Source organism: Yersinia intermedia, from assembly GCF_900635455.1.
GTDB lineage: Bacteria > Pseudomonadota > Gammaproteobacteria > Enterobacterales > Enterobacteriaceae > Yersinia > Yersinia intermedia.
Genome location: NZ_LR134116.1, coordinates 454,878 through 479,340, shown reverse-complemented (window position 1 = coordinate 479,340; position 24,463 = coordinate 454,878). Strand labels below are relative to the sequence as shown.

Below are 24,463 nucleotides of genomic sequence, written 5' to 3'. Positions count from 1 at the left end.
CTGATCCATCGCTAGAAATGTGCTTTGGCATAACTCAAATTCGACTCAAACAATCAATCGCTATCGCCTTGAAGCTATCAAAATGCTGACTGCTCAATAAACGGCTCATTGAACGCTCTCGCACAAAAGTAACGAACAAGTCATAAATCGCCATCGCTTCTTCATAGTCAGTTTTACTGATCGCTAACAGGAAAATGACATGGGCTACCTCACCATCCCCCCAGGCAATGCCATTGGGCGCTAGCAGGGTAACCACCACAGTCTTTTTGGCTAACAGACCGAGTGAGTGTGGCAGTGCAATCCCCTCCCCCAGCATGGTGGAGACAATCGCCTCACGCTCCACCACTGACGGGTAAAAGTCTGCATCAACGAACCCTTCCTCTTCTAACTGACTGCACACTTTTTTAAATAATTGTTCTTGTGTCATCGGCTGGTCGATAATCATAAAATGATTACTGTCGAAAAACTTTTCCAACATATAAGGGCGAGTGCGATCCACCAGCACCAACTTACCCAGTTGTTCTAACTGATATTCTGTCGGAAACGGTGACATTACCACCACCGGCTTATTCTTTTCCGCCAGGCGTGAGTTAGAAATAATAAAATCTTCGTCGATATGGTCGAGATTTTCGTAATCTCGCAGGGAAATGGTCTGTGTCATCACGATCTGCGGATACTTACGAGCAATCTGTGCCTGAATCATTCGGGTAGTAGAGTTACCGGTATCACACACCAACATCACCTGTGGGTGACGTTGATAACCAATATTGTAATGGCGTTCCAACCCCACACCGATGTGCAGTACCAGATAACCTATCTCATTTTCACTCAAGCTATAAGGCGTATATTTACCCCAACTGGATACCGCCGCCAGTGTTACGTCATAAGCCATCGGATAGTGCTGTTTAATATTGGATAACAATGGGTTAGGGATAGTTATCTGATACTTCACCCGTGTAATCATGGTCTTGATATGGGTGAGTAAATCAATTCGTAGCTGCTTATCACCCTGCAAATTGTAGTTATAGTGTGCGTTGATATAAGAGAGGATGTAATCCACCAATGTCTCTTCATCATCGGCATTGATTTCACTGGGGCGACTGGCACCAGGCGGGCTGGCTTGCACCCGGCGGGCGGCAATATTGACCCGCAAATACGCTTCTTCTGCTGCGGAAATATCTTTACCCGATAGTAGTTTCAACTCATTTGCCAAACGGCCGGAGGCGAGTTTGACCGCCTCATCCACATCTTCAGCATCAAAATCTGATAACGGATAACCATCGGTGATACGTTTGATTGCCACCGCGCAGTAGAAAATCAGGTAGTGCTCGCCCTCATCAGTTAACCGTACCGCATATTGCGCCAATAGTTCATGCAGCAATCCCGTTAATTCGGGGATAGTCTGAATGTTAAGAAACTCATTTTTTAATAGTGGATTATCAGCATCTTGCAGGTGTAGCTGAAACAAAAGGTCGGTCAAACACGTACGAATTGCCAACTCAGTACCAAACAATTTCATGCCGTAGCGTGGCTTGGTTTCAATTGTCAGATGGTATCGGTTCAGCCTTTCTCTCACCTCAGCCATATCATTTTGCAATGTGCCACGGCTAACAAACCATTCATCGGCTAAATCTTCCAGCTTCAATGAAAAGGCAGAGGTCAGAAAACGGATTAACAGGTAATGCACTCGCTCATTGGCGGTTCGCGGGGTTAGGTGCGTTTTACGGTTTTGCTGCTGTAGAGCGCGAAAGCGCTCAGCATCATCGATCATCAATCGGTAGCCAAAGCCACGGTTATGGATAAAGTGCGCGCCATAATGTTCAAGGATCTCATTCAACGCCGTAATATCTGCCCGCACTGTACGTGTCGAAACCGCAAAACGTTTCGCCAGCTCATCCTGAGGCAGCGTTTCCGATTGCAATGCATCGAACATGTAGGCCAGACGTTGATAGGGAAATCTCACTGCTCCACTCCGTTATTTAGGGTGTATGGGCACCCCCCGCCACCATGGCCGCAGGGGGTGCGTTATCTCACACGGCAACATCGGCCTTCACCGCTAGTGAGTTTACATCAGGTAAATCAAAGAATTACGGCACTATTTTTTTCACGATAGCCAATAATGTTTGCACATCTTCTGGGCGGGTATTGCCTGTTTTACTGTCAATTATCGAACTGTAGATATGCGGGATAATTTTCGTTACCCCGGCATCTAATGCGATTTGTACGATTTGTTCAAAATTATCCAGACTGATGCCGCCGGTAGGTTCCAACCAGAAGCCAGTAGCAGCACAAGCCTCAGCCACAAAACGGTACTCATCGATAGAATCCAACCCGTTCATTGGGAAAAACTTTAGCGAACTGCCCCCCATATCTTTTAACATAGCAATGGCGGTGGTCACTGGAACAATCGCTTCCTTTTGCTGTGAACTGAGCGGGCCGGTGGAGATATTTACGTAACCCACTTTGCCAGTCGGTGAAATCAAGCCATTCACCACAGTATCATGCTGCCCCAATAAAGCACGACTTGGGCCAACACCTGTAAATACCTGATTTACATGTTGCGGTTGCACCTGCTGTGAAATCTGGCTGACCATTGTTGATTGCTTCGGATCCCCCGCGCCCAACCCTACCGACAGGGCATTATCGATAAGAGCTGCGTATTCGCGCATATCTTTGACTGCGCTATCGACATCAGAATAGTTCTTCGATAACACCCCCACCAGGACATGGCCTTCAGCGGCTTGATAAATCTCGCGTGCATTCTCTTTTGAACCGGCCAACACATTCAGGCACACCCGGTCACGGTAATAATTCGGGGTCAGTTTCATTAGTCAGGCTCCCTTAGCCAGGCGGTTAATGCAGGTATAAATTATCTCAAGTTGTGATGGCGTGACACTGCGCACATCCACTTCAATTTTGCCTTCATTGGCTTTATAGGCACGGAAGTAAATGGCGATATCACCATGTTTCAGCGCATCCACCAAATCCGGTGTCGAGTGCCCTATTTTGGCTTCATCAAAACTGATTTCAGTACGGGCAATATCACGCCCGGCAGCATCCCAAACCACTTTCGCCGACACACCGTCAATGGTATTTAGCTGACTGATAAATGGTGTCATTTTTTCTACCATTTGCTGACCAGTCTCTTTTTCCAGCGTCATATAGCTTTCAATGGCACGGGTCAGGCCGAGAATGCCCTCTTTACCCACTTTCATCGCCCGGCCAATACCGCTTGACTGCAACTTCACCCAATCAACATAGGTTTTTTTGCCTAAGACCAGCCCGCTGGTTGGCCCTTCAATGGCTTTGGCACCACTGTAAATCACCAAATCTGCCCCCATCTGGTAATAACACTGCAAGTCTTCTTCCGCTGCCGCATCAACGATTAATGGCAATTGATGTTTACGGGCAATCACAACCGCTTGCTCAACAGATAAAATGCTTTTTTGTACACAATGGTGGGATTTTATATACAAGATCGCCGCAGTATTTGGCGTGATCGCCGCTTCCAATTGCTCCGGTAAACATTCGTTGGCATAACCGGCTTCCACCACTTTGCCCCCTCCCAGCGTCACCATGGTATCGACCGGCGCACCGAAGTTAACGTTATGGCCCTTCGGCAGAACAATTTCATGTGGCACTGCGCGCGGGGCAGCATGTAGATTAACCAGTAAATTGGCATCATCTTTCACGATCACCGCAGCGACCGACTGAGCAATGCCGGCAGAAGCGCAGGAGACAACCACCGCGCTCTCAACATTCAGCAAGTCAGCAATGTAAGCACCGGTCTTATTGACCAAATCTTTCATTTCGAAGTAATGGTTTAGGCCCAGCTCTACCGCCTCAACCACATCCTGTCGTGGCGTTGAAACGCCCAACATCGTCATGCGACCAGAAGCATTAATCACATGTTTTAACTGGTATTTTTCATAGACTGAAGACATCTTTTGACTTCCCTTCGTCAGTTAATACTATGTCACCAGCAACGACCGCCGCTAGTGGCACCAGATACGTCTCACCGGTAACCGATTTACCTTCTGAATCGCTAAATAGCTGAGGTTGCTGTTTCAGCTCAAAAATCGTCAGGTCAGCGTCATAGCCCGTTGCCAGTATCCCTTTATGAGTCAAATGCAGGGCTTGCGCGGCATTTTCTGTCACACAAGCAATGACCTGTTTAAGGCTCAAACCGAGGGTGAAAAATTTGGACATCACCGTCGCCAGACTGTGCACTGGCCCGTTAATACGGTTGCGACAATAAATATCGGAGCTGATGGTGTGCGGATAAATACCTTGCTTGATGGCCAGTTCGGCGACATCAAAGCTGAAACTGGCACTGCCATGCCCAACATCCAGTAGCACACCGCGTTTCAATGCGCGTTGAATAGACTCACGCAAGGTCCCGGCAGGTGTCAGAATACGATTAGGTTTGCCGTTATAGCAGTGAGTAATAATGTCGCCTTGCGTTAACAAGTCGGCGATCTCATCCAAATCAGGCGGGTTATTGCCAATATGTACCATCAAGGGTAGCTGATTGTTTTCTTGTTGAATCTCTTTGGCTCGCACCAACGGTTTAATGCCGTTTTTACCGACCACGCTGCTACTCATGCGGGCTTTAATACCGATAATAAAACCAGGATTACGGGCAATAGCCTGACTGACACTTTGCTTATCAATCTGCGCCATATCCGCTAATTCGTTTTGCGTCACGATGCCGGTTTTCGCAATATTCAGAAAAGCATAAACATGGGTTTTGGCGGCACGGGTCAGGCGGTAAAAATCATCCACATCATTGGCACCAGTGCTGCCGGCATCCACCACCGTCGTCACGCCACTGGCAACTCCGACCAAATCGGCTTCGTCATGATAAATAGGGGATGCGGGGTAACAATGCACATGGGAATCAATCCAACCAGCACTGATGTAATATTTCCCAGCCAAATCCAACACTTGTTTAGCAGAATAAACTGAAGGCTCGGCTTGATTATTGTCGTCAGTGGCAATAGCCGCATCAACGGCCACTATTTTTCCATCATTAATTACGATATTAACCTGACGGCCGTCAACTAATAGTGCGCGTGTGATAATAAAGTCATACATTATCTTTATTCTCCATTATGTCCTTCTTACTTGACGTTGCAGCAGGGTTAGTAGGGTAAATATCCAGTAATCTGGATATTTACCCCAGACATCATGAAATAGCGACCGGGAAAATAGACCCTAAAATCATGGCACCCAAAATTGCGCCACCGGTAATCGGTTTATTCCACAGATAAAACAGTAAAGCGCCGCCTAAAGAACCGATCCCAATGGGAATTGATGCTGTTATGGCTGACAGAATAATCAATGGCCCGAGGAAGCGACCAGAGGAGTTACCCGCCCCCATCATAACGTCAGCACCATAAGTTGAATTACTTTGGTTAATCGTGAATTTACGCGCCAAAATAATCAGATAGCCGATAGCTAAACCAATAATCAGGCCGGTTACCAGTGAGGCTGCAAAATTAGCCACCGGGAAGACAAATCCGGCTCCCAGTAATAATGCTGGCACACCCAGACCGACACCGGTTTGAATCGCACCACCGATATCCAAAATACCGACAAGCGAACCTTCAATAATACGGGCGAATAAGAAACTGGCACCAAATGCCGCCACCGCACCATAAACACCGGTATCCATACCGGCACGTAGCATTGAAACAAATGCCACTTCGTTAAATGCGCCGATACCATATAAATAATACATATGAGTACCCGCAAATACGCCGGAGGATAATAACCCTACAAAGATCGGAAATGACCAGTCGGCATACCAGAAATTATTCTTGGTTTGTTCATCCATCATCAAGCTCCCCTCGTTATGTTATTTTCCGCTCAATGCGTTATGAATGGTATCGAGCCAAACCGGCGCGCTCAGGCTAAATGACTCCAGGAATTTCAGATCGAACCCGCGGAAGAAACCACTGAGCACAAATAACAGCACAATGACTGTCATCATGATCTTAGTCACTTTATTCCAGCCGCTTTCCTCAACACCTTTACCAATTAAAATACCCAACACCAGACCAGGTACGGCATTACCCATGATTAGCTGAGCCAACCCACCAAAAATAGTGGCCCAGAAACCAGAGCGACGCCCGGCATCAATAGCCGCCAGCCAGAAAATAACCGGCATCACGGTGTTAACCAGAATATTCGCTGCCGGTACCAACACTTTAATTGCAGTGACCTGTAATGCTGCTGGTACCGCAGAAGCAGTGGTGTTTAGGAAACTGACAACAATAACCCCGATAATCCCGCAGGCAATTGCCATCTTTTTCGGGTTATGCATGGTTTCCGCTACATTACGATTTTTAATCATCAATGCAGCAGCACCCCAGTTAGGAATGATGCGGTGGTCGACGTCCTGAGTAAAGGCACCGGCTGCCACCGAAGAGGCCCAGGCGTTGAAGAAGAAGCCTAATCCAAAGGAGAAGTGCGATGCCGGATCTCCCTCACATGAGTTCAGTTCACCCAAGGTACGAAATGCTCCCATACCCTGTATTGTCGGTGCATGAAACATACGGGCAGCCCCAACACCCACCCCCACACCGACCAGTCCGCCGATAATAATCGACTTAAAAAGAATGATTAGAAACATCAGTATATCCTTTTCATTTAGATATGAAGACGACCTTATCTGTATTAATAATTGTCACGTTCACGGTGATATCTAATTCAACGCTATATGTCTTTCTTTCACGCGGCAGGAAAAAGAATAAAAACTTTTCATTTTTAACTGATAATTCTGCGTTTAATACTTTTACGTCTTGTGGTTCAATCCGTAACAGAATATTTTGTGTCGATTTCAACACCGTATTCTGGACATTACCGAGTGCATTAGCGAAAGCTTTTTCCTTGCTATCACCTTTACCTTTAACTTGCACCTGAGTGGTATATTGTTCTTTCATTACGGTTGACCGTATTTCTTGATATAGGCTTCCACTAATCGCTGACCTAATTCTTCTTTATCCATAAATCCGAAGCCCAACACTTTGCAACCTTCATTTATTGCCGTCACGCCTTCGTCAACGGAACGCATGCCATATTTTGCTTTATAACCATATTTGTTTTGTGCCGTAATAGCACCCGCACCACCACTGCCACAGAATGAAATGCCGAAGTCAGCTTTTTCACTGTTCATCACATCACCCAATTTCATATCTGCGGCGACACCGGGAATAACCACCACGCGGCCACCAGCCAATTCAACACCCTGACCCACTTTTTGGCCTTTACCTAGACGGTCGCCAATCACAACGGTAATTTGACTCATAATCTCTTCTCCAGCTCACTATTTTATGGGTTATTGTCTTTCGCTACTTCAAAATGAACCGACAATAAATAGGCTTCTTCAATAGGTAAATTGGCAAATTTATCGACCACCTGCTGGGCCATTTGCATCGAATGTGCTGAAATCTCATCGAATAATGATTTATCCACTTCAGGTAATGGCTCACCGGTTATTGAACGCAACACCATGGCACGAATATGTGATGTCAACATTTGTTGCTGAACTTTATTGGTAAAAATATTTTCAGCATCCAACATCGCGGTAATTTCAGCTAATACCCGCTCAGTAATGATAATTTCCTCTTCTCTTCCAGGTTCCTCGGCTGCACTCAATGCGGCTACATCATTCACGCTGGTAATCCCCTATTTTTTGCTATACCCGCCATACTTCACGCTGCGGAGTGTTGGCTGTGTTCTCTCGCTCCAATCGCCTACTTCGGTAAGCGCCCAAGGACTCACTCCCTTGCCACCCGCCTGCAACTCGAATTATTTAAGGTATGTAACAACTTTCTGACTACAAAGATAAGTTCAGTTAGCTTCTCTCTGCGCTATAACCTCACCCTACCTGCAAGCGGAATAGCTGTGTAGCGGCTTTTTTTCCAGTTCAAAGTGGAAATGTAATGTACTGGGGGGATCACTTTCGCAAAACACAGCTATTAAATAGCTAACTTAATCATTAACAACAAAATAACTTTTATATAAATGCACTGGGTTCGTTTGTAGTGGAAAAAAGTTCGTGATCCTGATCTCTTTCTTTTCTAGCCAGAAGCGCCTAATATCAGATTAATATTAAGCTATTTTCTAGCACCCCCTCTCCTATGGCGTGGGGGTGTTGTTTTTATGTTTTGCTGAAATTGAATTGGAGAGTGGTATGACCAAGCCAACCATCACGATTAACGAGCTGGATGCTGAACGTTTGGATGCGTTACTGGCGCAACCGGCCTTTGCCGGTACAGTGGTCGCACAAGCGCTCAATGAAGAACTGGATCGTGCAGAAATTCTGCCACCTAACGCCATTCCGGCAGATGTGGTGACTATGAATAGCCGTGTGCGTTTTCGCGATCTGAACAGTCAGGAAGAGCATATCCGCACACTGGTGTATCCGGCATCGCTAAAAGACAGTAACGAACAACTTTCCGTGATGGCTCCGCTAGGTGCGGCATTGCTGGGGATGCACATTAATGATGAAATTAGCTGGAAGCTGCCAGGTGGGGATGAAACCCGCATTACCGTGGTAGAACTGCTGTACCAGCCAGAAGCAGCCGGTGAATATCACCGCTAACATATTCCTAAAGCCATTGGCGTTACCGCCAGGCAGCAAACGGACAAGTCCCGAATCACTGACTCAAGCCAGTGATTCGGGTGAAAGGAATTATTAACGATACTTTTTATGGTAGGTATCACGGGTCGGTTTAAAGTCTTGGGCTGCTTTCTTAGCCTCATCGAGCTTACCTTGATTCGCCAATGCCAGCGCACCATCAATCTGCCCGATAAATAAGTCCAAACCATGGCGGAAATCCTTCACCTCCGCGCTGCCCTCGCCTTTACTTATCAACTTGGTAGGTATGCCCTTTTGTGCATCCTGCGCCGCTGCACGCATCGCCTGCAAGCCTTCCTTCATCACATCAGTAGAGTCAGCCTTCAACACTTTGCCGTAGTTCTCGGCAATGGTCTCCATATTATCCGACACACTGGCCGCCATCGCTAAAGTACTGGCGCTGAGTAACACTGCCGCCATTAACGCCATCATTTTCTTACCCATGCTCACATTCCTTCTATACCCTTCTGACATGACATCACCACATTGTTCGCAGCAATGTCACGCTTTGGGTAGGGTTATTGTTATTGAAACACTGATCATTAGTACATTGCTCACACTTAACATAGGCAATAGACACTGAAACTGGCAATGATTTTTTTGTAATCAGTTAAGAAATGGGAGGAAGGCAGAATAAAAATCAAAAAAAAGCTGGCAACCGATGCCAGCTTTAGATGTGAAGCAATACAATGTTATTCGCCCGCAATCTTCATCGCAGGCAATAAAACAGAGCCACATTGAATGTTACTGCGGGTTTCGATATCACTGCCTACACTGACAATATTACGCAGCATATCTTTCAGATTACCGGCAATGGTTATCTCACTGACCGGATACTGAATCTCACCATTTTCAACCCAGAAACCCGCCGCGCCACGGGAATAGTCGCCAGTCACGGTACTGACACCTTGGCCCATCAGTTCAGTTACCACCAAACCTTTGTCCAATTGCTTCAGCATACCGGCGAAATCCTGCCCCTGACCGGCAATGCGCCAGTTATGGATACCACCAGCATGACCGGTGCTTTGCAGCCCCAGTTTGCGGGCTGAATAGCTGGTCAGTAGATAAGTTTGCAGCACCCCGTCTTTCACGATTTTCCGTTGCAGGGTACGCACACCTTCACTGTCGAACGGTGTAGAGGCCAAACCGCGTAATAGATGAGGGTGCTCTTCAATCGTCAGCCATTCAGGCAAAATCTGCTTACCCAGATGATCAAGCAGGAAGGTAGATTTACGGTAGATATTGCCGCCGCTAATCGCCGAAACCAAGTGACCAAACAAGCCGGTCGCCACTTCAGCGGCAAACAACACGGGTGACTGCATGGTCGGCAATTTACGTGGTGACAAACGGGATAAAGTACGACGAGCGCACTCCTCACCAACCCATTCCGGGCTGGCTAAATCTTCCATCCGCCGGCCAATGGTATAAGCGTAATCTCGCTCCATATCGCCATTATGCTCAGCGATAACGCTGCTGGAAAGCGAATGGCGACTTGAACAATAGCTCTGCAACATGCCGTGGCTGTTGCCAAACACCTTGATACCATAATGGCTATTAAAACTGCCACCTTCAGTATTGGTAATCCGCTTATCAGCCTGCAATGCAGCCTGTTCCGCACGGGCAGCCAACAAGATACCTTGTTCTGCATCCAAATCGCTCGGATGGAACAGATCCAGATCTGGCGCCTCAAAAGCCAGCAGCGATTTTTCTGCCGCCCCGGCATAGGGATCAGGTGAGGTATAACGAGCAATATCCAGCGCAGCCTGCACCGTACGGGCGACGGCATCTGGATTTAAATCAGTGGTGGATGCGCTGCCTTTACGCTGCTGGTGATACACAGTAATTCCCAGCGCACCATCGCTGTTGAATTCCACGTTCTCCACTTCACCAAAGCGAGTGCTGACGCTAATCCCGGTGGTTTTACTGACGGCGACTTCGGCCGCATCAGAACCCACACGGGCCAATTCCAAAGCCTGTGCAACCGCTTGTTCCAGCGTTTTACGCTGTTCTGCAACTTGAGTGACTACTTTCATCAGTCTGCCATAATTAATGAGATAATCGTTCAGGAAAGAGTCGTAACACGACGACTTACACGGATACAATATAGAACGCCATAGTTCCGAGTCTATCAGAGATCTTGGTACTATTTCGCAGAAAGCCAACAACCTGCTACGATTAGCCTCTTTTTAAGGAATTTGACCATGAACAAACAGCCCGAAGATTGGCTAGATGAAGTCCCAGAAGATAAAAACGAAGATGACGATGAAATTATCTGGGTCAGTAAAAGTGAAATTAAACGTGATGCCGAAGCGCTGAAAGACCTCGGTACCGAGCTGGTTGAGCTGGGTAAAAATGCGCTGGAGAAAATCCAACTGGATGAAGATCTGCTGGCAGCCGTTGAACTGGCACAGAAGATCAAGAAAGAAGGCCGCCGCCGCCAGATCCAGTTAATTGGTAAAATGCTACGTGCCCGTGATGTAGAACCTATCCAAACCGCATTGGATAAGCTGAAAAATCGCCATAACCAACAAATCTCGCTGTTCCACAAGCTGGAAATGCTGCGTGACCGTTTGGTTGAAGAAGGTGATGTCGCGATCCCTACGGTGTTGGAGCTATATCCAGATGCGGATCGCCAACAACTGCGTAGCCTGATACGTAATGCCCAGAAAGAGAAAGCCACTAACAAGCCGCCGAAATCATTCCGTCAGATCTTCCAATATCTGCGTGAACTGTCTGAAAAGCAGCAATAATCGGGCGGGGCCGGGTCTGACTCGGCTCCCGACTCAAGAAGGTTAATTCACGCTATATTGAAACGCAGGCTGCCTGCTAACTCCTCTTCTGCTTCCTCAAGCAGCAGCACAATCGCACCAAAGCGGCGTTTACGGCGGTGATTGAAATGAATAAATTCAATCTCTACCGGTAAGGCTATCTCGCCCGTGACCACATCCCACAAAGCATCCAGATTGGCACCAAAATCTTCGCTCAGCGCAAATTTTTGGCAAAATACGCGGTAAAATGCAGGAAGATCAGATATATGGTCAAAATCAAATACCACTTTTACCATCTTATCACTCCATCCGAATGAAACGCTTGTAGTGATCCTGAGTTAAATAAATCAGGCCATCATTGGAGTACAGCAAACGATCGCTACCGCGATGCCCACAACGATAATTAACATCGGCTTCACGCCAGTTGCGGCCTTTCGCCTCAGGTAGTTGGCGCTCACGGTTAGAAAAACGATCACCGCCAATCGCTTTGCCTGGCAACACTTTACACAAATTGCCGTCTTTGGGATCCCAGCCCTGCGCACGCGCCTGCTGCTTGGTCAGGTAAAAATCTGGCAGGCGATGATGCACTTGTAGGTATTTAACCACCTGATGGTGCTGGGTCAATTGTTCAATCGATGCAGATGCCGCTAAAGGTGGGCGTTCCAGATCCACCGATTGGCCGATATCACGCGCTGTGACACCGCCAACCCCTTGCAACGCCGCCACTGCCAGCAACAGTATCGCGCCCAGAATGGCCATAAGTCGTTTATTCATGGTTATCCTTAACCCTCAAGCTGCCAATAACAGTTGTGCTACTCATTGCGATAACCCACGCCCACGTTTTATTCACCAATCCAATTTATAAATTGCCCAAATGCAAAGTTTTCACTTCCATAAACTCATCTAACCCCAGCACTGACCCTTCACGGCCAAGGCCAGACTCTTTAACTCCACCGAAAGGTGCCAACTCAGTAGAAACTGAGCTTTCATTGACACCAATCATACCGCTTTCCAGCGCATCTGAAACCCGGAATACGCGTTGCAGATTCTGAGTATAGAAGTAAGCTGCCAGCCCGAACGGCGTGTCATTAGCCCGCTTGATAACTTCCTCTTCGGTTTTGAAGCGGAAGCAGGCAGCCAGTGGGCCAAATGTCTCTTCAGAGGCGACTTTCATCTGCTCATTAGCATCGGCAATAACCGTGGGCTGGAAGAAATTGCCCCCCAGTTGATGACGGCTGCCCCCCGCCAACAGGCGGCCGCCCTTCTCCAGCGCATCTTTGACGTGATCTTCTACTTTCTCCAGCCCGGCGAGATTAATCAATGGCCCCATATTGACGTCTTTATCCATGCCATTACCGACGTTTAGTTTTTTAACTTCAGTGGCTAAACGGCTGACAAACTCGTCATACACGCCATCCTGAATATAGAAGCGATTGACGCACACGCACACCTGCCCGGCATTGCGGAATTTACATGCCATCGCACCCGCAACTGCGGCATCCAAATCAGCATCATCAAACACGATATACGGCGCATTACCGCCCAGTTCCATGGAAATTTTCTTCATGGTGGCTGCGGCATTGCGCATTAAGGTTTTGCCAACTTCGGTTGAGCCGGTAAAGGAGATTTTACGCACTTCCGGGCTGGCCATGATGGCATCACTAATGGCATGCGTATCGCCCGCAACACCATTGAGCACGCCAGCAGGCACACCGGCTTGCTCTGCCAATGCCAGTAAAGCAAAAGCGGATAACGGTGTGTTATTGGCCGGTTTAATCAATCCGGTACAACCGGCAGCCAATGCTGGCCCCAGTTTGCGGGTTAACATTGCCAGCGGGAAATTCCACGGCGTGATGGCCGCCACCACACCAACCGGTTCACGAGTGGCCAGAATGCGCGCCCCCTCTTTGGCTGGCGGAATAATTTCACCGTTGGCACGTTTGGCCTGCTCACTAAACCATTGAATAAAGCTGGCGGCATAGGCGACCTCGCCTAAGGCTTCTTTCAATGGTTTACCTTGCTCAGAAACCATTATCTCAGCCAATGATTGCTGATGTTCCATAATCAACAAATACCAACGCTGAAGAATTTCCGCCCGCTGCTTGGCGGGTGTTTTTCGCCAGGCGGGAAACGCGGCGCTGGCGGCCTTAATCGCTGCTTCAGTTTCTTGGGTGCCGGATTTAGCCACTTTCGCCACTAACTCGCCGGTAGCAGGGTTATGTACGTCGAAAGTGTCCTGCGCCTGATGCCATTTACCACCAACAAAATAGCCGATGTGGTACACACCGTCGCTGTGTCGTTGCTTTTGTAAGGGGTTGCGTAATGGATCATGTAATGGGTTTTGTGCTGACATCTTGTCGACCTCCTGAGGGAAGGATGCCCCCCATCAATGGAGGGCGAGGAAGGTTGCTTCACTATGAAGTATATACCCAAAGAACTTGGAGTTGCAGGTAGGCAGCCAGTGAGCGCCGCTAACAACCCTGTGGTTTCAAGGACGAAGAGTAAGCGCGCTCTGATAACGATGCAACACATCCGCTAGCCGTTTGACTGGACGGGTCGCGGAGTCAGGTGATTGAAAATCAACTAATTTCTGCTGATATTGATCCAACTCTTGTAGTAAGCGAGCAAAGTAATAGCGCCGCTTCTGGTCATTTTTGGCATTAATAACTCGATCGGCGGTATAGCGGATCTGTTTGTGAAAGGCACTCAACTCGGCGTTAACTGGGATCTCGGTGTTATTGAGCCGCTGATGGGCGATGATCAGCGTCAATGCCAGCCGATACTTATCAATATCACCGGGGAACATCATCAATAATTGATTCAGTTGTTGATACAACGCCGGTAGATGATTTTCGCTGCGGCGGGCTTTATTGGTCGTCAGAGCCGATACCGCACTGTAAACAAAGCGGTTTAGCAAGGTTCTGCCGGTTCTGTCCTTGGCATTATCGCGGATCAACATCAGCACAATCAGGGAAACAAAACAGCCGACAATCTGCCCCAACGCACTGTCGAGGAACATACTGACATTAAACTGCATCGGGTTGCTCAGCACCATAATATTGATGGTACTGGCCAATGTTCCCAGCGAGCCAAGACGGCGCTTTTGCACTTCAATACCAATAATAAATGCCAGTAACCCCAGACTGATGCACAGCAACAGCATACTTTGCTGGGTCGCAGGGATAATAAACATGAAATAGAGCGCCCCAATGGGCAGCGCCATAATCACCCCCAGCAGGAAGTCGATCGCCACCATCCGTGGATTGGGGGTACGCATTGCCAGTGAGGTCACCACCGCAATCATGACCATACAACCCGCCCCGGAGGTCCAGCCAGTCCACAGCCAGAATAGGCCGCCGATCGCCGTAGCAATACCGGTACGCAAGCCATTGATCATCGCATGATGACCTTCAGCTGAAACATGTTTGATTGGCTCGTCACCGTCCAGAATACCCTCTTCCACCCGGCTGATACTGCTGTTGGTATGAATCCCTTTTGATAGCAATAAATAGCGCGTCGCCGCCCCCACCCAACTGCTGATAGTTGCAGGGATCGCCTCACTGTGGCTACCGCCAATATATTGACGCATTTTTTTCATCTGCTGATGAATTTCAGCCGGCGTCTCTGCCGGTTCACTCAGCATCGCTTTCAGCTCAGCACTGAGTAAGTCAGGGTGATTGATCAATATCAGATAGGTTTCGCAGGCTTGAGTGATCAGTGCTAATGATGCCGTGTGCAGCACCCGTAAGCGGCGGTTGCAGCGCTGCCAGCGGGAAGATTCCATCATCAGGTAGCTGCGCATCCCATTCAGTGCCGTGGTATTTTTAACCAGATCATTCCAGGCGCGATCGATATCGTTTTTTTCTGCCGGACGAATACATAACTGCAATAATTTATATTGATCTACCAACACTTTATCGACCAGACGATCAATATCCTGCTTGATCGACCGTGGTGAAAACAGCAGATCCGCCATCACCGCGCAGACGATCCCCAGCACAATCTCGCTACAGCGCTCAACCGCAAACTGTGGTGTCAGTAAGGGTGTTTCACCGGTGGTGACAATGATAATCAGCGCGGTGTAACCCGCCAGCCCAAATGCGTAAGAGTTCTCAACCCGAACCAGTGAGGAGATCCAAGTACAAACGCCAGCCCACAAACAGCAAAGCATCAGGGTTAATACCGGTGCTCTGATAGTCAGAACGATGATAACCAAACCACCGATACAACCGATGAATGTCCCGATAATACGTAGCCAACCTCGGTGACGAATCGCACCAGAGAATGGCTCACCGCCCGCAGCAAATGCCGGGCCAGCAGCAACAATAGCGGCCGTCAGCACCGACCAGCGTGGTGTTTCTAATTGCAGATGAAAGCCCAGAAACAGCGCGGCCACAATGGCAAAGCTGAGTTTGAACGCAAAGCGCAGGCGAATAAAGGTCGGGCTGGTCATCTTAGCCAAACTCGCGCAGGCGATGCATCAACTTAACAATCGGTGAAGCCTGATTAGGGTTGCGATCAGTCGCCCCAGTTATCACCACAGTCGCCGTCGTCCCTGCGGGGTAGGGATGCTGTTGATCTTCACTGTCCAAACGGATCTTCACCGGTACTCGTTGCGCCAGCCGTACCCATTCCAGATTATTGTCAATCGTCGCCAACCCTTTGCTATCGACACTGCTGCTGCTGTTGGTGACACCGGCGGAGACACTGTCGACAGTACCGTGCAAAATACGGTTGCTGCCCAGTGGGGTAATTTCCGCCCGATACCCCGCTTTAACGCCTTCCAGTTTGGTCTCTTCCAAATAGGCCAAAATATAGAAAGTATCTTTTTTCACCAGTGCAACAGCGGTAGCACCACGGTTAATAAACTCCCCGACATGAACATTCAGATTCGTCACCCAGCCTTGTGCAGGCGCACGCACGGTGGTGCGTTCCAGATCAAGTGTGGCTAAATCCCGTACTGCGATAGCTTTTGCCAACTGATGCCTGGCGGTTTGTAATCCATTGTTGGACTGGTCAATTTCTTCTTGTGACATCGCCTGAATCCCCAAACGTTGCCGCCGGCCGGACTCACGTTGTTTCTCCGCCGCCAGTGTTTGGTAATAGGCCACATCGGCCTCGGCTTCAGCCAACGCCTGCTGGTAGCGTGGTTGGTCAATAACAAACAGAATTTGCCCTTTCTGCACCAGTTGATTGTCTTTTACCGGCACGTCGGTGATCAAACCACTGACGTCCGGTGCGATAGCCACCACATCGGCAGTAAATTTGGCATCACGGGTCCAGGGTGATTCAGTATAAAAAGCCCAAACTTTGAAAATAGCGATAACCGCCAGTAAAACCACCAATAAGGTGATGCCGATACGGATTATTTTTAATGAAAAAGTACTCACGGCGACCTCAGGAAAAAAGACGGGATATTAAATAGAAAAGGCAACAATACAGCGCGGTATTAAAGAGTGCCGGATGCCAGACAAACTCATAAATACCGGTAGGTTGCAGCACACGGCGCAAAACAAAAAACAGCGCCAGCGAAACGAGCAACTCAAAAAATATTGGCGGAAAAGAGAGGCCAAATATCACCATCACCGGGAGCAACGTCATTCTGTAGATCCTTTCTATTATAGGGTGCCGGTGAACCAGCCATAAGACTAACTTATAGGTTAAACTTAACTAAGAAACATGACTGTAACTTTAGCGAGGCGAGATAACACTTCAACTGCGTGGCTTTCAAACCTAAAACGATTCTCCCGACAGCAGTATATTAGCCTGCTTATTATCACCTTATCTACGATGTGTGATCTAAATCACTTTTAAGCTACAGTTAACAATCAAGTGTTAGCAATCAAAACTGCGTAAACAATCAACCCAGGGTGAATCATGGAAAGACTAAAACGGATGTCAGTATTTGCCAAGGTGGTTGAGTGTGGGTCTTTCACTGGCGCTGCACGGCAGTTAGAAATGAGTGTGTCGTCGATTAGCCAAACAGTGTCAAAACTGGAAACCGAGCTAAATGTTAAGTTGCTAAACCGCAGTACTCGCCGTATTGGTTTAACTGAAGCAGGCCGAATTTACTATCAGGGTTGTCGGCGCATGTTGCAGGAAGTACAAGAGGTCCATGAACAACTGTATGCCTTTAACAACACGCCGACCGGAACCTTACGCATCGGCTGCTCATCAACAATGGCACAAAATGTACTGGCAACGATGACAGCAGAAATGTTGAAAGAGTATCCCGGCCTATCCGTTAATCTGGTCACAGGTATTCCGGCACCGGATTTAATTGCCGATGGTTTAGATGTGGTGATTCGCGTTGGTGCATTACAGGATTCGGGGCTATTTTCACGCCGCCTTGGTTCTATGCCGATGGTGGTCTGCGCCGCAAAAAGTTATTTAGCACAACATGGCACGCCAGAAAAACCCAGTGATATGACCAATTTCTCCTGGCTGGAATATAGCGTGCGACCAGACAGTAACTTTGAGCTAATCGCACCAGAAGGCATTACCACGCAAATATCGCCACAGGGCCGTTTTGTCACCAATGACTCACAAACCATGATCCGTTGGCTTAACGCGGGTGCGGGTATCGCTTACGCCCCGTTAATGTGGGTAATAGAGGAAATTAAACGCGGGGAGGTAGAAATACTGTTTAAAAAATACCATTCTGATCCGCGACCAGTATATGCACTCTATACCGAGAAAGATAAAATGCCGCTTAAAGTTCAGGTCTGTATCGACTATTTGACTGAGTACTTTAAACGGGTGGCCGAGGTATATCAGGGATATCGTTGAATATACCATAGCTATAGGATGCCCCGTTGGGAACTAAACGGGGCATCCTACTAACAACCCCTACGCCGTACCACCTACCGTCAGATTATCTAACTTCAGAGTAGGTTGGCCGACGCCAACTGGCAGGCTTTGCCCCTCTTTACCGCAGACACCGACGCCTTTATCCAGCGCCAGATCGTTGCCGACCATCGAAATCTGCTGCATGGCTTCAATACCTGAACCAATCAGGGTGGCACCTTTCACCGCACGGGTGATTTTACCTTTCTCGATTAAGTACGCTTCGGAGGTTGAGAACACAAACTTACCGGATGTAATATCCACCTGACCGCCGCCAAAGTTAGGCGCGTACAGGCCATATTCCACACTGGCGATGATCTCTTCCGGTGTCGATTTACCGGCCAGCATATAGGTGTTGGTCATGCGTGGCATTGGCAAGTGCGCGTAGGATTCACGGCGGCCATTACCGGTCGGTGCAACGCCCATCAGGCGCGCGTTCAACTTATCCTGCATGTAGCCTTTCAGAATACCGTTTTCAATCAGCACGTTGTACTGGCCCGGCACCCCTTCATCGTCGATAGCCAGCGAGCCACGGCGGCCTTGCATAGTGCCATCGTCCACCACGGTACACAGTTCTGACGCGACCAATTTACCCATTTGGCCGCTGAAGACTGAACTGCCACGGCGGTTGAAATCACCTTCCAAACCATGACCGACCGCTTCGTGCAACAATACACCCGGCCAACCTGCACCTAGGACTACCGGCATAGCGCCAGCAGGGGCGGCAACAGCCGACAGATTTACCAGTGCCATTCTGACCGCTTCATTGGCAAAGTTATCAGCTCGCACTTCGCCATCCACAGTTTCGAGGAAGTAGTCATAGCCAAAACGGCCACCACCACCGCTGGCACCGCGTTCGCGTTTGCCGTTGTCTTCCACCAATACGCTGACCGACAGCCGCACCAGTGGGCGCACATCTGCCGCCAGCGTGCCATCAGTGGCTGCCACCAGAACCTGCTCATAGACACCGGTCAAGCTGGCACTGACTTCCTGCACCCGTTTATCGGCGGCACGGGCCACTTTATCTACCCGATGGAGCAGCGCAATTTTATCTTCGCGAGACAAGCTTTGTAACGGGTCTAGCAGTGGATAAAGCGCCTGATAGGCGACTTCACCCAAGGTATGCACTTTACCGTTACCGTTATCACGCACAATACTGCGTGCCGCATGAGCACTTTGCTGCAAAGCATTCAGGGTGATTTGGTCGGCATAAGCAAAACCGGTCTTTTCACCGCTGACCGCTCGCACGCCTACACCCTGATCAATATTGTAAGAGCCATCTTTGATGATGCTGTCTTCCAACACCCAGGCCTCGTGATAGCTGGACTGGAAATACAGGTCAGCGTAATCGAGGCGGCGCTCAGCCAACTGCCCCAATACTGAGAACAAGTCCTGATGGTTCAGCTTGTTAGCAGCGAGTAACTGCTCACTGACAAACGAGAGGCTCATAGTTTTCACTCTTTAATTAGATGATGGTTTATGCGATGACGGCAACGGAGACGGCAGGAAGCGATTGTGCTGCAATACCGGCATCTGATTACGGATAATGTTCAAACCTGTGGTTTCAATTTTTACTTTTAAGGCAGCAACCGCATCTGGGTTCTGCCCCAATATTTTACCCCAGGCATCAACCGCCATAGTGTGGCCCCAGGTGCGGCGAGTGGCGCCATGACGCCCTACCTGTGCCGCAGCCAGTATCACGCACTGGTTTTCAATCGCCCGTGCGCGCAATAAAATCTCCCAGTGAGCTTCACCGGTCATTTTGGTAAAGGCCGATGGCACTGAAATAATCTCAGCCCCCTGCGCCCGCAAAGCCTGGAATAAGCCAGGGAAACGTAAATCATAACAAACCGTCATGCCTAAGCGACCTACCGGCGTATCAACCACCGTTAGTTGTTCACCCGGCTGATAGGTATCAGACTCACGATAACGGCCATGAGTATCGTTAATATCCACGTCAAACATGTGAATTTTGTCGTAACGGGCTTTCAGTTCGCCCTGATCATCAAACAGCAAGCTACTGGTGGTGATAAGATCCGGTGATTCGCGGCTTATCATCGGCATCGAGCCCACTTGAATCCACACCCCGTAATGGCGTGCCATCTCACGAATTTGCTGTTGCAACGGCCCGTCATTATGTTGCTCGGCATGGTGACGATAAGAGGCGGCATTGGCAAATAACAATGCATTTTCCGGCGTCATAACCAGTTTAATACCAGAGTTTAACTGTTTGATCTGCTGCTCAATTTGAGCCAGATTGTCACGGGTATTTTCACCGCTGCATAACTGCAATAATGCAACATTGGCATTTTTCATGGCGCCTTACTCTCCTTTAGCTGGCGTAATACTTCATGGATGGTTGGTTGATCCAAACTACCGGTAATCTGGTAACGAATCAGCGAAACCTTGCTCCATAATGGTCCTAAAATCTTCGAGGCAGCAAACACCGCAGCCCCGATCACCGGGTTGATCGCAAAAGCAGTCGCAACACCGACGGTGGCCGAAATATCCGGTGTAATAACCGCTTCCATGGCTATCTGGCGTTTAGCCAAGTCAACATTACCACTCATGGCAATATCGGCCGCCAAGCCATCCACCACTAAATCATTGGTATGCATTACACCATCTTTAATATTGGCCGTGCCCCGAATTGAATCAAACGCAAAGTCACGACTAAACGTATCACTAAAATCAAGCTGGAGCTTACGTAATAGTGCGTCAAAGCTGACCAATCGCAGTAGCTGACCGGCGCGCCCGCCACCGAGATCACTCAGTTGGCCTCTGCCCAATCTACTCTTTAATGTCCCATTCAGGGTATTAATCTGTGGCTGCCACGGAACACCGCGCCAGTTAACATCGGCATTGATATCAAAAGAGGCATCTTTTATCGGTGTTGTCAGGCCGAAGAATGAAATGGTTTCATCGATCTTCGGCCCGCTCAGCGCGATGTTAAGCGCGGTTTTATCACCATTGCGGTCTTGCTGCCATTCGCCGGAAACTTTAGCCCGCCCATTGCCAGCCTCAATCAAGCCGTTAGTTAACACCAGCACCGAGCCTTGCGGTGTCAGATCAGCGTTAATACGCCCGACATTCTGCCCCAAAATCCAACAGGATTTGCAGCGTAATTGCAGCGCAGGCCAATCACGGAACGAAATCTTACTGGGAGCTTGTGGCTCCTGCAACGCAGCTTGCGCCAGAGGATCTTGTGCTTCGTGCGTGGTCCATTGCGGGTTGTAATAAAGATAATTAATATCGGCACGCCATGGCCCATGTTCGGCCATCAGCAGGCTACCATCCACTTCCTGACCTTTTGCCGTGACCTGAGTACCGGTTAATAATGGTTCAATCAGCAGTGTCAGTTGGTGCCAGGCCTGCCCACCGACCAAAAGCTGTGGCGTCTGTAAGGTCAGCCGGGGAGGAAGCGTGACATTGGATGCACTGCCTTTTATTTTTGGTGGCGCTGATGAGCTAAAAGGTGCACTGACACGGGTAAACTCCGGTGCCAGCAACGCCAACCAACTCTCGCCATCCAGTGCCGGCAGTTTGAGGACCAAACCTTTATCCTCCGGCAGTGGCGGGACTTTTTTACTGTCGGATTGCCAGATAGCCCGCGCCAGCTCTACTTGTTCTTTTTGCAACAACCACTGGCTGTTGAACGTATTGTTGCTGCCAGCACTGCCTGAGAGGGTAAACGCCTCCAGCCCACCCACCACCTGTACATGCATGGGTAATGCCTGACCGCTTGTTTTATCTAGCGGAGCAGGTAAGTGACTGCTCACTTTTTTCAAGTCAGCCGTCACATCAACTTTATAGTCTGGCTTGCCATTTTTCGGTAGTTGCACCGCGACTTTACCCTGCCAATTGGCGCTACCACTGAGCAATTTTGCTACATCAGCGGGAACACCGGGTAATTTGGCCGGTAACCAGTCACCACCCAACCCAACATTCACCAAAAAGTTTTTTGGTTGCTCTTGTGTAGTGAAATCAACCGCCAATGGCTGCCCAAACCAGTTCGCGGATAAGGTATCGCTAGCGAGATTGCCATCGTTAAAGCGGAACTTGCCACTGATGTTTTCCAGTTGGCTTTGCAATGGCTTCACCAACAGGCTGTTGTTGTTGAGCGTCACTTCACCGCTGGCATGGGTAATAAGGCCCTCTTCCAAGGGGATATCCAGATGTAAGCGCCCACTAACTTTACCACCGACTTGCAGCTCTTCCAGCGTTTGCGCCACGGAATCATTCAGCGGTGTCTCCGTAAAGTAGTCATGGACATCGCGCCCTTCGCCAACCACTTCGGCGTCGACATACAGCTTTTCTTTCAGATAGTCGGGGATAATAGCGCTGATATTACTGCCGGTGACCTTTCCCAACATCGCGTGAGGGGCATCCATCCACAAACCTTCGTTGAGGAAATCAAGATCAATGGCTAAATTCTCTAACGCAGGCCAATCTGGTTGGAATTGGAAGGTGGCGTTACGCAGTGGCACATAAACCTGGAACTGGCCTTCTTTCTTTTTATAAGGGAAATCATGAGGATTGCCATTATAGATAAGTGTTGCGTTGTCTACCTGCCCACCCTGTAACGCCTCGGTCAGATAGTCCACCAGCTTCTTGCCCATCAGCGGTTCAGGGAAATAGCGCCATGCATTGGTCGCATCATACAAGCGAATACCGGTCAGAATTTTCAGCCACGGTTGCCCTTTATCGGGTTGCTGATAGCGGAAGCTGCCGTTGCCCCACAGCGATTTAGCTCTGACATCTAACTGGTCACTCCACAGTTCCCAGCCTTTATCATCAATCTGCCAGTTGACTGCACCACTGGCCTGACTAACCTCCAGCGGCGCGCGGAACATATCACCATAGGGTAATGTGCTGTCTTTGAGATTGATATCCAACCGCCCAAGCGCTGCGGAACCACTCAGCGCACCGGCAAAATTATTAACCCCCGGCAACAAATCCCAGTGTTGCCAACTGATATTGTGCCATTTGGCCTGAAAACGGGTTTTTTCTGGTTGGCTGATAGGAATGTCCAATGCCAATGCATCGATATTCCCTTGTGGCCGTAAATCCGCCCAACGGTTCATTAGCTCTGGGGTAAAAAGTGACAAGGTCGGTAACAGTGGCCCCACCCGCTCCAACTGAATATTAGTGGCGCGAATGCGTAATTCCTGAGATTGGTCTGGGCCAATAAACTGCGTATTTTCCGGTAACCACAGTGCCGATAAATGCCCTTTAGGCCATGCCTGACCATCGGTTTTCAGACTTAGCTGCGGGGCATCAATCTGCCAGCCATTACCCTGACGGCGGCCTTCCAACACAAAATTATCTACTGCCAACTGATGTGATTTGCCCGCGACAGTCCAATTGGCCTGCCCCTCACTGAGTAGCACATTACCACTGTAAATCGCGCCACTTTTGATACTCAGCCAGGCCGCCAGGCTAAATTCTGCATTATCCAGCCCAGTATTGGTACGCAGCCAGCGACTGATCCACGGTTTCAGGTCGATATTGTCGGCCTGCATATAGACCGTGCCGTTATTGAGGATGCCTTGATTATCGTGTAGGTCCATCCGCACCTGCACCGCACCGTGCTGACCATTAATGGTCGACAAGCTGATTTGCCCTTCGGCGCGATGCCGGTTCAGGGAGTTAAGCCAGGTGAGTTGCGGGATCTCTAATTCCGCGCGGGGACCAGAAGGCGTGAGAAATGAGACACGGCTATTACGCAGATCAAAGTGATCTAATTGGCGCAGGAAGATATCACTAAGATTACCCGTTTCAAGATTGCGGCTGCTGTTTTGCTGCATATCCAACGTAGTGTGCAAATCTAACTGCAATTGATAGAAGGTCATATCACGGAACTGCCAGCGCCAGTGCAACAGTGACTGCCACACATCAAGCGCAAGGGTCACCCGCTGCACCTGCCAGTCGGCTTTCGGCAATTTAGCGTGAATATCGCGCAATTCCAACGTTGGGCCAAACGGTTCCCACGATCCCTGCATGAACCCCACTTCCAGTGGAATACCGCTGATGGACTGAACCTTGGCCACGATTTGCAGACGATAGTCGTTGATGAGAGGCAGCATCATGCGTAGCCCACTGACCAACAGTGCCACCACAACAATCATTGTGGCGCCTGTCGCAAATATTATCCTGGGCAGTCGCCTCACACATCTCTCCTTGCCATCCGCTGCACGAATGG

Annotated in this window: 23 protein-coding genes; 3 read left to right on the top strand and 20 right to left on the bottom strand. The window is 49.1% G+C overall.

Going from position 1 to position 24,463, the window contains the following annotated elements:
- Positions 1–34 precede the first annotated feature (34 nt).
- From EL015_RS02175 to EL015_RS02135, 9 genes are all read right to left on the bottom strand, one after another.
- Positions 35–1,963, bottom strand: a complete 1,929-nt coding sequence (locus EL015_RS02175; protein WP_072103864.1) for a BglG family transcription antiterminator — start codon at positions 1,961–1,963, stop codon at positions 35–37.
- 124 nt (positions 1,964–2,087) lie between these two features.
- Positions 2,088–2,828 (bottom strand): 2-dehydro-3-deoxy-phosphogluconate aldolase, encoded by a 741-nt coding sequence (dagF, locus tag EL015_RS02170; RefSeq protein ID WP_005188504.1) that lies wholly within the window; start codon positions 2,826–2,828, stop codon positions 2,088–2,090.
- Between the two features lie 3 nt (positions 2,829–2,831).
- A complete protein-coding gene (locus EL015_RS02165) occupies positions 2,832–3,944 on the bottom strand; it encodes a DgaE family pyridoxal phosphate-dependent ammonia lyase (protein WP_032906975.1) in 1,113 nt (370 codons plus the stop codon).
- Positions 3,928–5,097: an amidohydrolase/deacetylase family metallohydrolase gene (locus EL015_RS02160; RefSeq protein WP_005188510.1), complete on the bottom strand. Its 1,170-nt coding sequence runs from the start codon at positions 5,095–5,097 to the stop codon at positions 3,928–3,930. The genes EL015_RS02165 and EL015_RS02160 overlap by 17 nt, the downstream gene beginning before the upstream one ends.
- Before the next feature lie 91 nt (positions 5,098–5,188).
- A complete protein-coding gene (locus EL015_RS02155; protein ID WP_032896643.1) occupies positions 5,189–5,839 on the bottom strand; it encodes a DUF4310 family protein in 651 nt (216 codons plus the stop codon).
- Between the two features lie 21 nt (positions 5,840–5,860).
- A complete protein-coding gene (locus EL015_RS02150; RefSeq protein WP_004392358.1) occupies positions 5,861–6,637 on the bottom strand; it encodes a DUF4311 domain-containing protein in 777 nt (258 codons plus the stop codon).
- A gap of 13 nt (positions 6,638–6,650) precedes the next feature.
- Positions 6,651–6,947, bottom strand: coding sequence for a DUF4312 family protein (locus EL015_RS02145; protein WP_032906976.1), 297 nt, complete (start codon positions 6,945–6,947; stop codon positions 6,651–6,653).
- The gene (locus EL015_RS02140) at positions 6,947–7,312 is read right to left on the bottom strand and encodes a glycine-rich SFCGS family protein (RefSeq protein ID WP_005188517.1); all 366 of its coding nucleotides are present in this window, start codon (positions 7,310–7,312) and stop codon (positions 6,947–6,949) included. Before EL015_RS02140 ends, EL015_RS02145 begins: the two co-directional genes overlap by 1 nt.
- 23 nt (positions 7,313–7,335) lie before the next feature.
- Positions 7,336–7,623, bottom strand: a complete 288-nt coding sequence (locus tag EL015_RS02135) for a glycine dehydrogenase (protein WP_371112945.1) — start codon at positions 7,621–7,623, stop codon at positions 7,336–7,338.
- Between the two features lie 577 nt (positions 7,624–8,200).
- On the opposite strand from EL015_RS02135, the gene rnk reads away from it, so the two are divergent.
- Entirely contained in the window at positions 8,201–8,611 is a 411-nt protein-coding gene (gene rnk, locus EL015_RS02130) for a nucleoside diphosphate kinase regulator (RefSeq protein ID WP_032906984.1), read from the top strand.
- Between the two features lie 93 nt (positions 8,612–8,704).
- Here the strand turns inward: rnk and cybC are convergent, their stop codons facing one another.
- Both cybC and pmbA read right to left on the bottom strand, forming a co-directional pair.
- Complete coding sequence (cybC, locus tag EL015_RS02125) at positions 8,705–9,091, bottom strand: cytochrome b562 (protein ID WP_005188526.1); 387 nt, start codon at positions 9,089–9,091, stop codon at positions 8,705–8,707.
- 248 nt (positions 9,092–9,339) lie between these two features.
- Positions 9,340–10,680: a metalloprotease PmbA gene (gene pmbA / locus EL015_RS02120; protein ID WP_005188529.1), complete on the bottom strand. Its 1,341-nt coding sequence runs from the start codon at positions 10,678–10,680 to the stop codon at positions 9,340–9,342.
- Between the two features lie 168 nt (positions 10,681–10,848).
- On the opposite strand from pmbA, the gene yjgA reads away from it, so the two are divergent.
- Positions 10,849–11,397 (top strand): ribosome biogenesis factor YjgA, encoded by a 549-nt coding sequence (gene yjgA, locus EL015_RS02115; protein WP_005188531.1) that lies wholly within the window; start codon positions 10,849–10,851, stop codon positions 11,395–11,397.
- A 47-nt stretch (positions 11,398–11,444) separates the two neighbouring features.
- On the opposite strand, the gene EL015_RS02110 is transcribed toward yjgA, so the two are convergent.
- The 6 genes from EL015_RS02110 to aaeX form a co-directional block, all read right to left on the bottom strand.
- Complete coding sequence (locus EL015_RS02110; RefSeq protein ID WP_005188533.1) at positions 11,445–11,711, bottom strand: barstar family protein; 267 nt, start codon at positions 11,709–11,711, stop codon at positions 11,445–11,447.
- Between the two features lie 4 nt (positions 11,712–11,715).
- The gene (locus EL015_RS02105) at positions 11,716–12,189 is read right to left on the bottom strand and encodes a ribonuclease (protein WP_032906977.1); all 474 of its coding nucleotides are present in this window, start codon (positions 12,187–12,189) and stop codon (positions 11,716–11,718) included.
- An 85-nt stretch (positions 12,190–12,274) separates the two neighbouring features.
- Positions 12,275–13,768, bottom strand: a complete 1,494-nt coding sequence (locus EL015_RS02100; RefSeq protein ID WP_005188540.1) for an NAD-dependent succinate-semialdehyde dehydrogenase — start codon at positions 13,766–13,768, stop codon at positions 12,275–12,277.
- A 135-nt stretch (positions 13,769–13,903) separates the two neighbouring features.
- The gene (aaeB, locus tag EL015_RS02095; RefSeq protein WP_005188542.1) at positions 13,904–15,868 is read right to left on the bottom strand and encodes a p-hydroxybenzoic acid efflux pump subunit AaeB; all 1,965 of its coding nucleotides are present in this window, start codon (positions 15,866–15,868) and stop codon (positions 13,904–13,906) included.
- Position 15,869: 1 nt separating this feature from the next.
- Entirely contained in the window at positions 15,870–16,805 is a 936-nt protein-coding gene (gene aaeA, locus EL015_RS02090; protein WP_005188545.1) for a p-hydroxybenzoic acid efflux pump subunit AaeA, read from the bottom strand.
- 7 nt (positions 16,806–16,812) lie between these two features.
- Positions 16,813–17,016, bottom strand: a complete 204-nt coding sequence (gene aaeX, locus EL015_RS02085) for a p-hydroxybenzoic acid efflux pump operon protein AaeX (RefSeq protein ID WP_005188547.1) — start codon at positions 17,014–17,016, stop codon at positions 16,813–16,815.
- Positions 17,017–17,292: 276 nt separating this feature from the next.
- Here aaeX and aaeR point away from each other — a divergent pair, with 276 nt between their 5' ends.
- Positions 17,293–18,204, top strand: coding sequence for an HTH-type transcriptional activator AaeR (gene aaeR, locus EL015_RS02080; RefSeq protein WP_005188550.1), 912 nt, complete (start codon positions 17,293–17,295; stop codon positions 18,202–18,204).
- Between the two features lie 60 nt (positions 18,205–18,264).
- Here aaeR and tldD read toward each other — a convergent pair whose 3' ends face one another.
- The 3 genes from tldD to yhdP are packed head-to-tail and all read right to left on the bottom strand — an operon-like array spanning position 18,265 to position 24,431.
- Positions 18,265–19,710, bottom strand: coding sequence for a metalloprotease TldD (gene tldD, locus EL015_RS02075; protein WP_005188553.1), 1,446 nt, complete (start codon positions 19,708–19,710; stop codon positions 18,265–18,267).
- Between the two features lie 12 nt (positions 19,711–19,722).
- Complete coding sequence (gene nit1, locus EL015_RS02070; protein ID WP_032906978.1) at positions 19,723–20,577, bottom strand: deaminated glutathione amidase; 855 nt, start codon at positions 20,575–20,577, stop codon at positions 19,723–19,725.
- Positions 20,574–24,431: an AsmA2 domain-containing protein YhdP gene (yhdP, locus tag EL015_RS02065; RefSeq protein ID WP_032906979.1), complete on the bottom strand. Its 3,858-nt coding sequence runs from the start codon at positions 24,429–24,431 to the stop codon at positions 20,574–20,576. Before yhdP ends, nit1 begins: the two co-directional genes overlap by 4 nt.
- Positions 24,432–24,463: the final 32 nt, after the last annotated feature.

Excerpts from the sequence above, each read along its gene's own strand:
- dagF (WP_005188504.1), bottom strand. The coding sequence starts at position 2,828 with ATGAAACTGACCCCGAATTATTACCGTGACCGGGTGTGCCTGAATGTG.
- EL015_RS02165 (WP_032906975.1), bottom strand. The coding sequence starts at position 3,944 with ATGTCTTCAGTCTATGAAAAATACCAGTTAAAACATGTGATTAATGCT.
- EL015_RS02160 (WP_005188510.1), bottom strand. The coding sequence starts at position 5,097 with ATGTATGACTTTATTATCACACGCGCACTATTAGTTGACGGCCGTCAG.
- EL015_RS02155 (WP_032896643.1), bottom strand. The coding sequence starts at position 5,839 with ATGGATGAACAAACCAAGAATAATTTCTGGTATGCCGACTGGTCATTT.
- EL015_RS02150 (WP_004392358.1), bottom strand. The coding sequence starts at position 6,637 with ATGTTTCTAATCATTCTTTTTAAGTCGATTATTATCGGCGGACTGGTC.
- EL015_RS02145 (WP_032906976.1), bottom strand. The coding sequence starts at position 6,947 with ATGAAAGAACAATATACCACTCAGGTGCAAGTTAAAGGTAAAGGTGAT.
- EL015_RS02140 (WP_005188517.1), bottom strand. The coding sequence starts at position 7,312 with ATGAGTCAAATTACCGTTGTGATTGGCGACCGTCTAGGTAAAGGCCAA.
- rnk (WP_032906984.1), top strand. The coding sequence starts at position 8,201 with ATGACCAAGCCAACCATCACGATTAACGAGCTGGATGCTGAACGTTTG.
- cybC (WP_005188526.1), bottom strand. The coding sequence starts at position 9,091 with ATGGGTAAGAAAATGATGGCGTTAATGGCGGCAGTGTTACTCAGCGCC.
- pmbA (WP_005188529.1), bottom strand. The coding sequence starts at position 10,680 with ATGAAAGTAGTCACTCAAGTTGCAGAACAGCGTAAAACGCTGGAACAA.
- yjgA (WP_005188531.1), top strand. The coding sequence starts at position 10,849 with ATGAACAAACAGCCCGAAGATTGGCTAGATGAAGTCCCAGAAGATAAA.
- EL015_RS02110 (WP_005188533.1), bottom strand. The coding sequence starts at position 11,711 with ATGGTAAAAGTGGTATTTGATTTTGACCATATATCTGATCTTCCTGCA.
- EL015_RS02105 (WP_032906977.1), bottom strand. The coding sequence starts at position 12,189 with ATGAATAAACGACTTATGGCCATTCTGGGCGCGATACTGTTGCTGGCA.
- EL015_RS02100 (WP_005188540.1), bottom strand. The coding sequence starts at position 13,768 with ATGTCAGCACAAAACCCATTACATGATCCATTACGCAACCCCTTACAA.
- aaeB (WP_005188542.1), bottom strand. The coding sequence starts at position 15,868 with ATGACCAGCCCGACCTTTATTCGCCTGCGCTTTGCGTTCAAACTCAGC.
- aaeX (WP_005188547.1), bottom strand. The coding sequence starts at position 17,016 with ATGACGTTGCTCCCGGTGATGGTGATATTTGGCCTCTCTTTTCCGCCA.
- aaeR (WP_005188550.1), top strand. The coding sequence starts at position 17,293 with ATGGAAAGACTAAAACGGATGTCAGTATTTGCCAAGGTGGTTGAGTGT.
- tldD (WP_005188553.1), bottom strand. The coding sequence starts at position 19,710 with ATGAGCCTCTCGTTTGTCAGTGAGCAGTTACTCGCTGCTAACAAGCTG.
- nit1 (WP_032906978.1), bottom strand. The coding sequence starts at position 20,577 with ATGAAAAATGCCAATGTTGCATTATTGCAGTTATGCAGCGGTGAAAAT.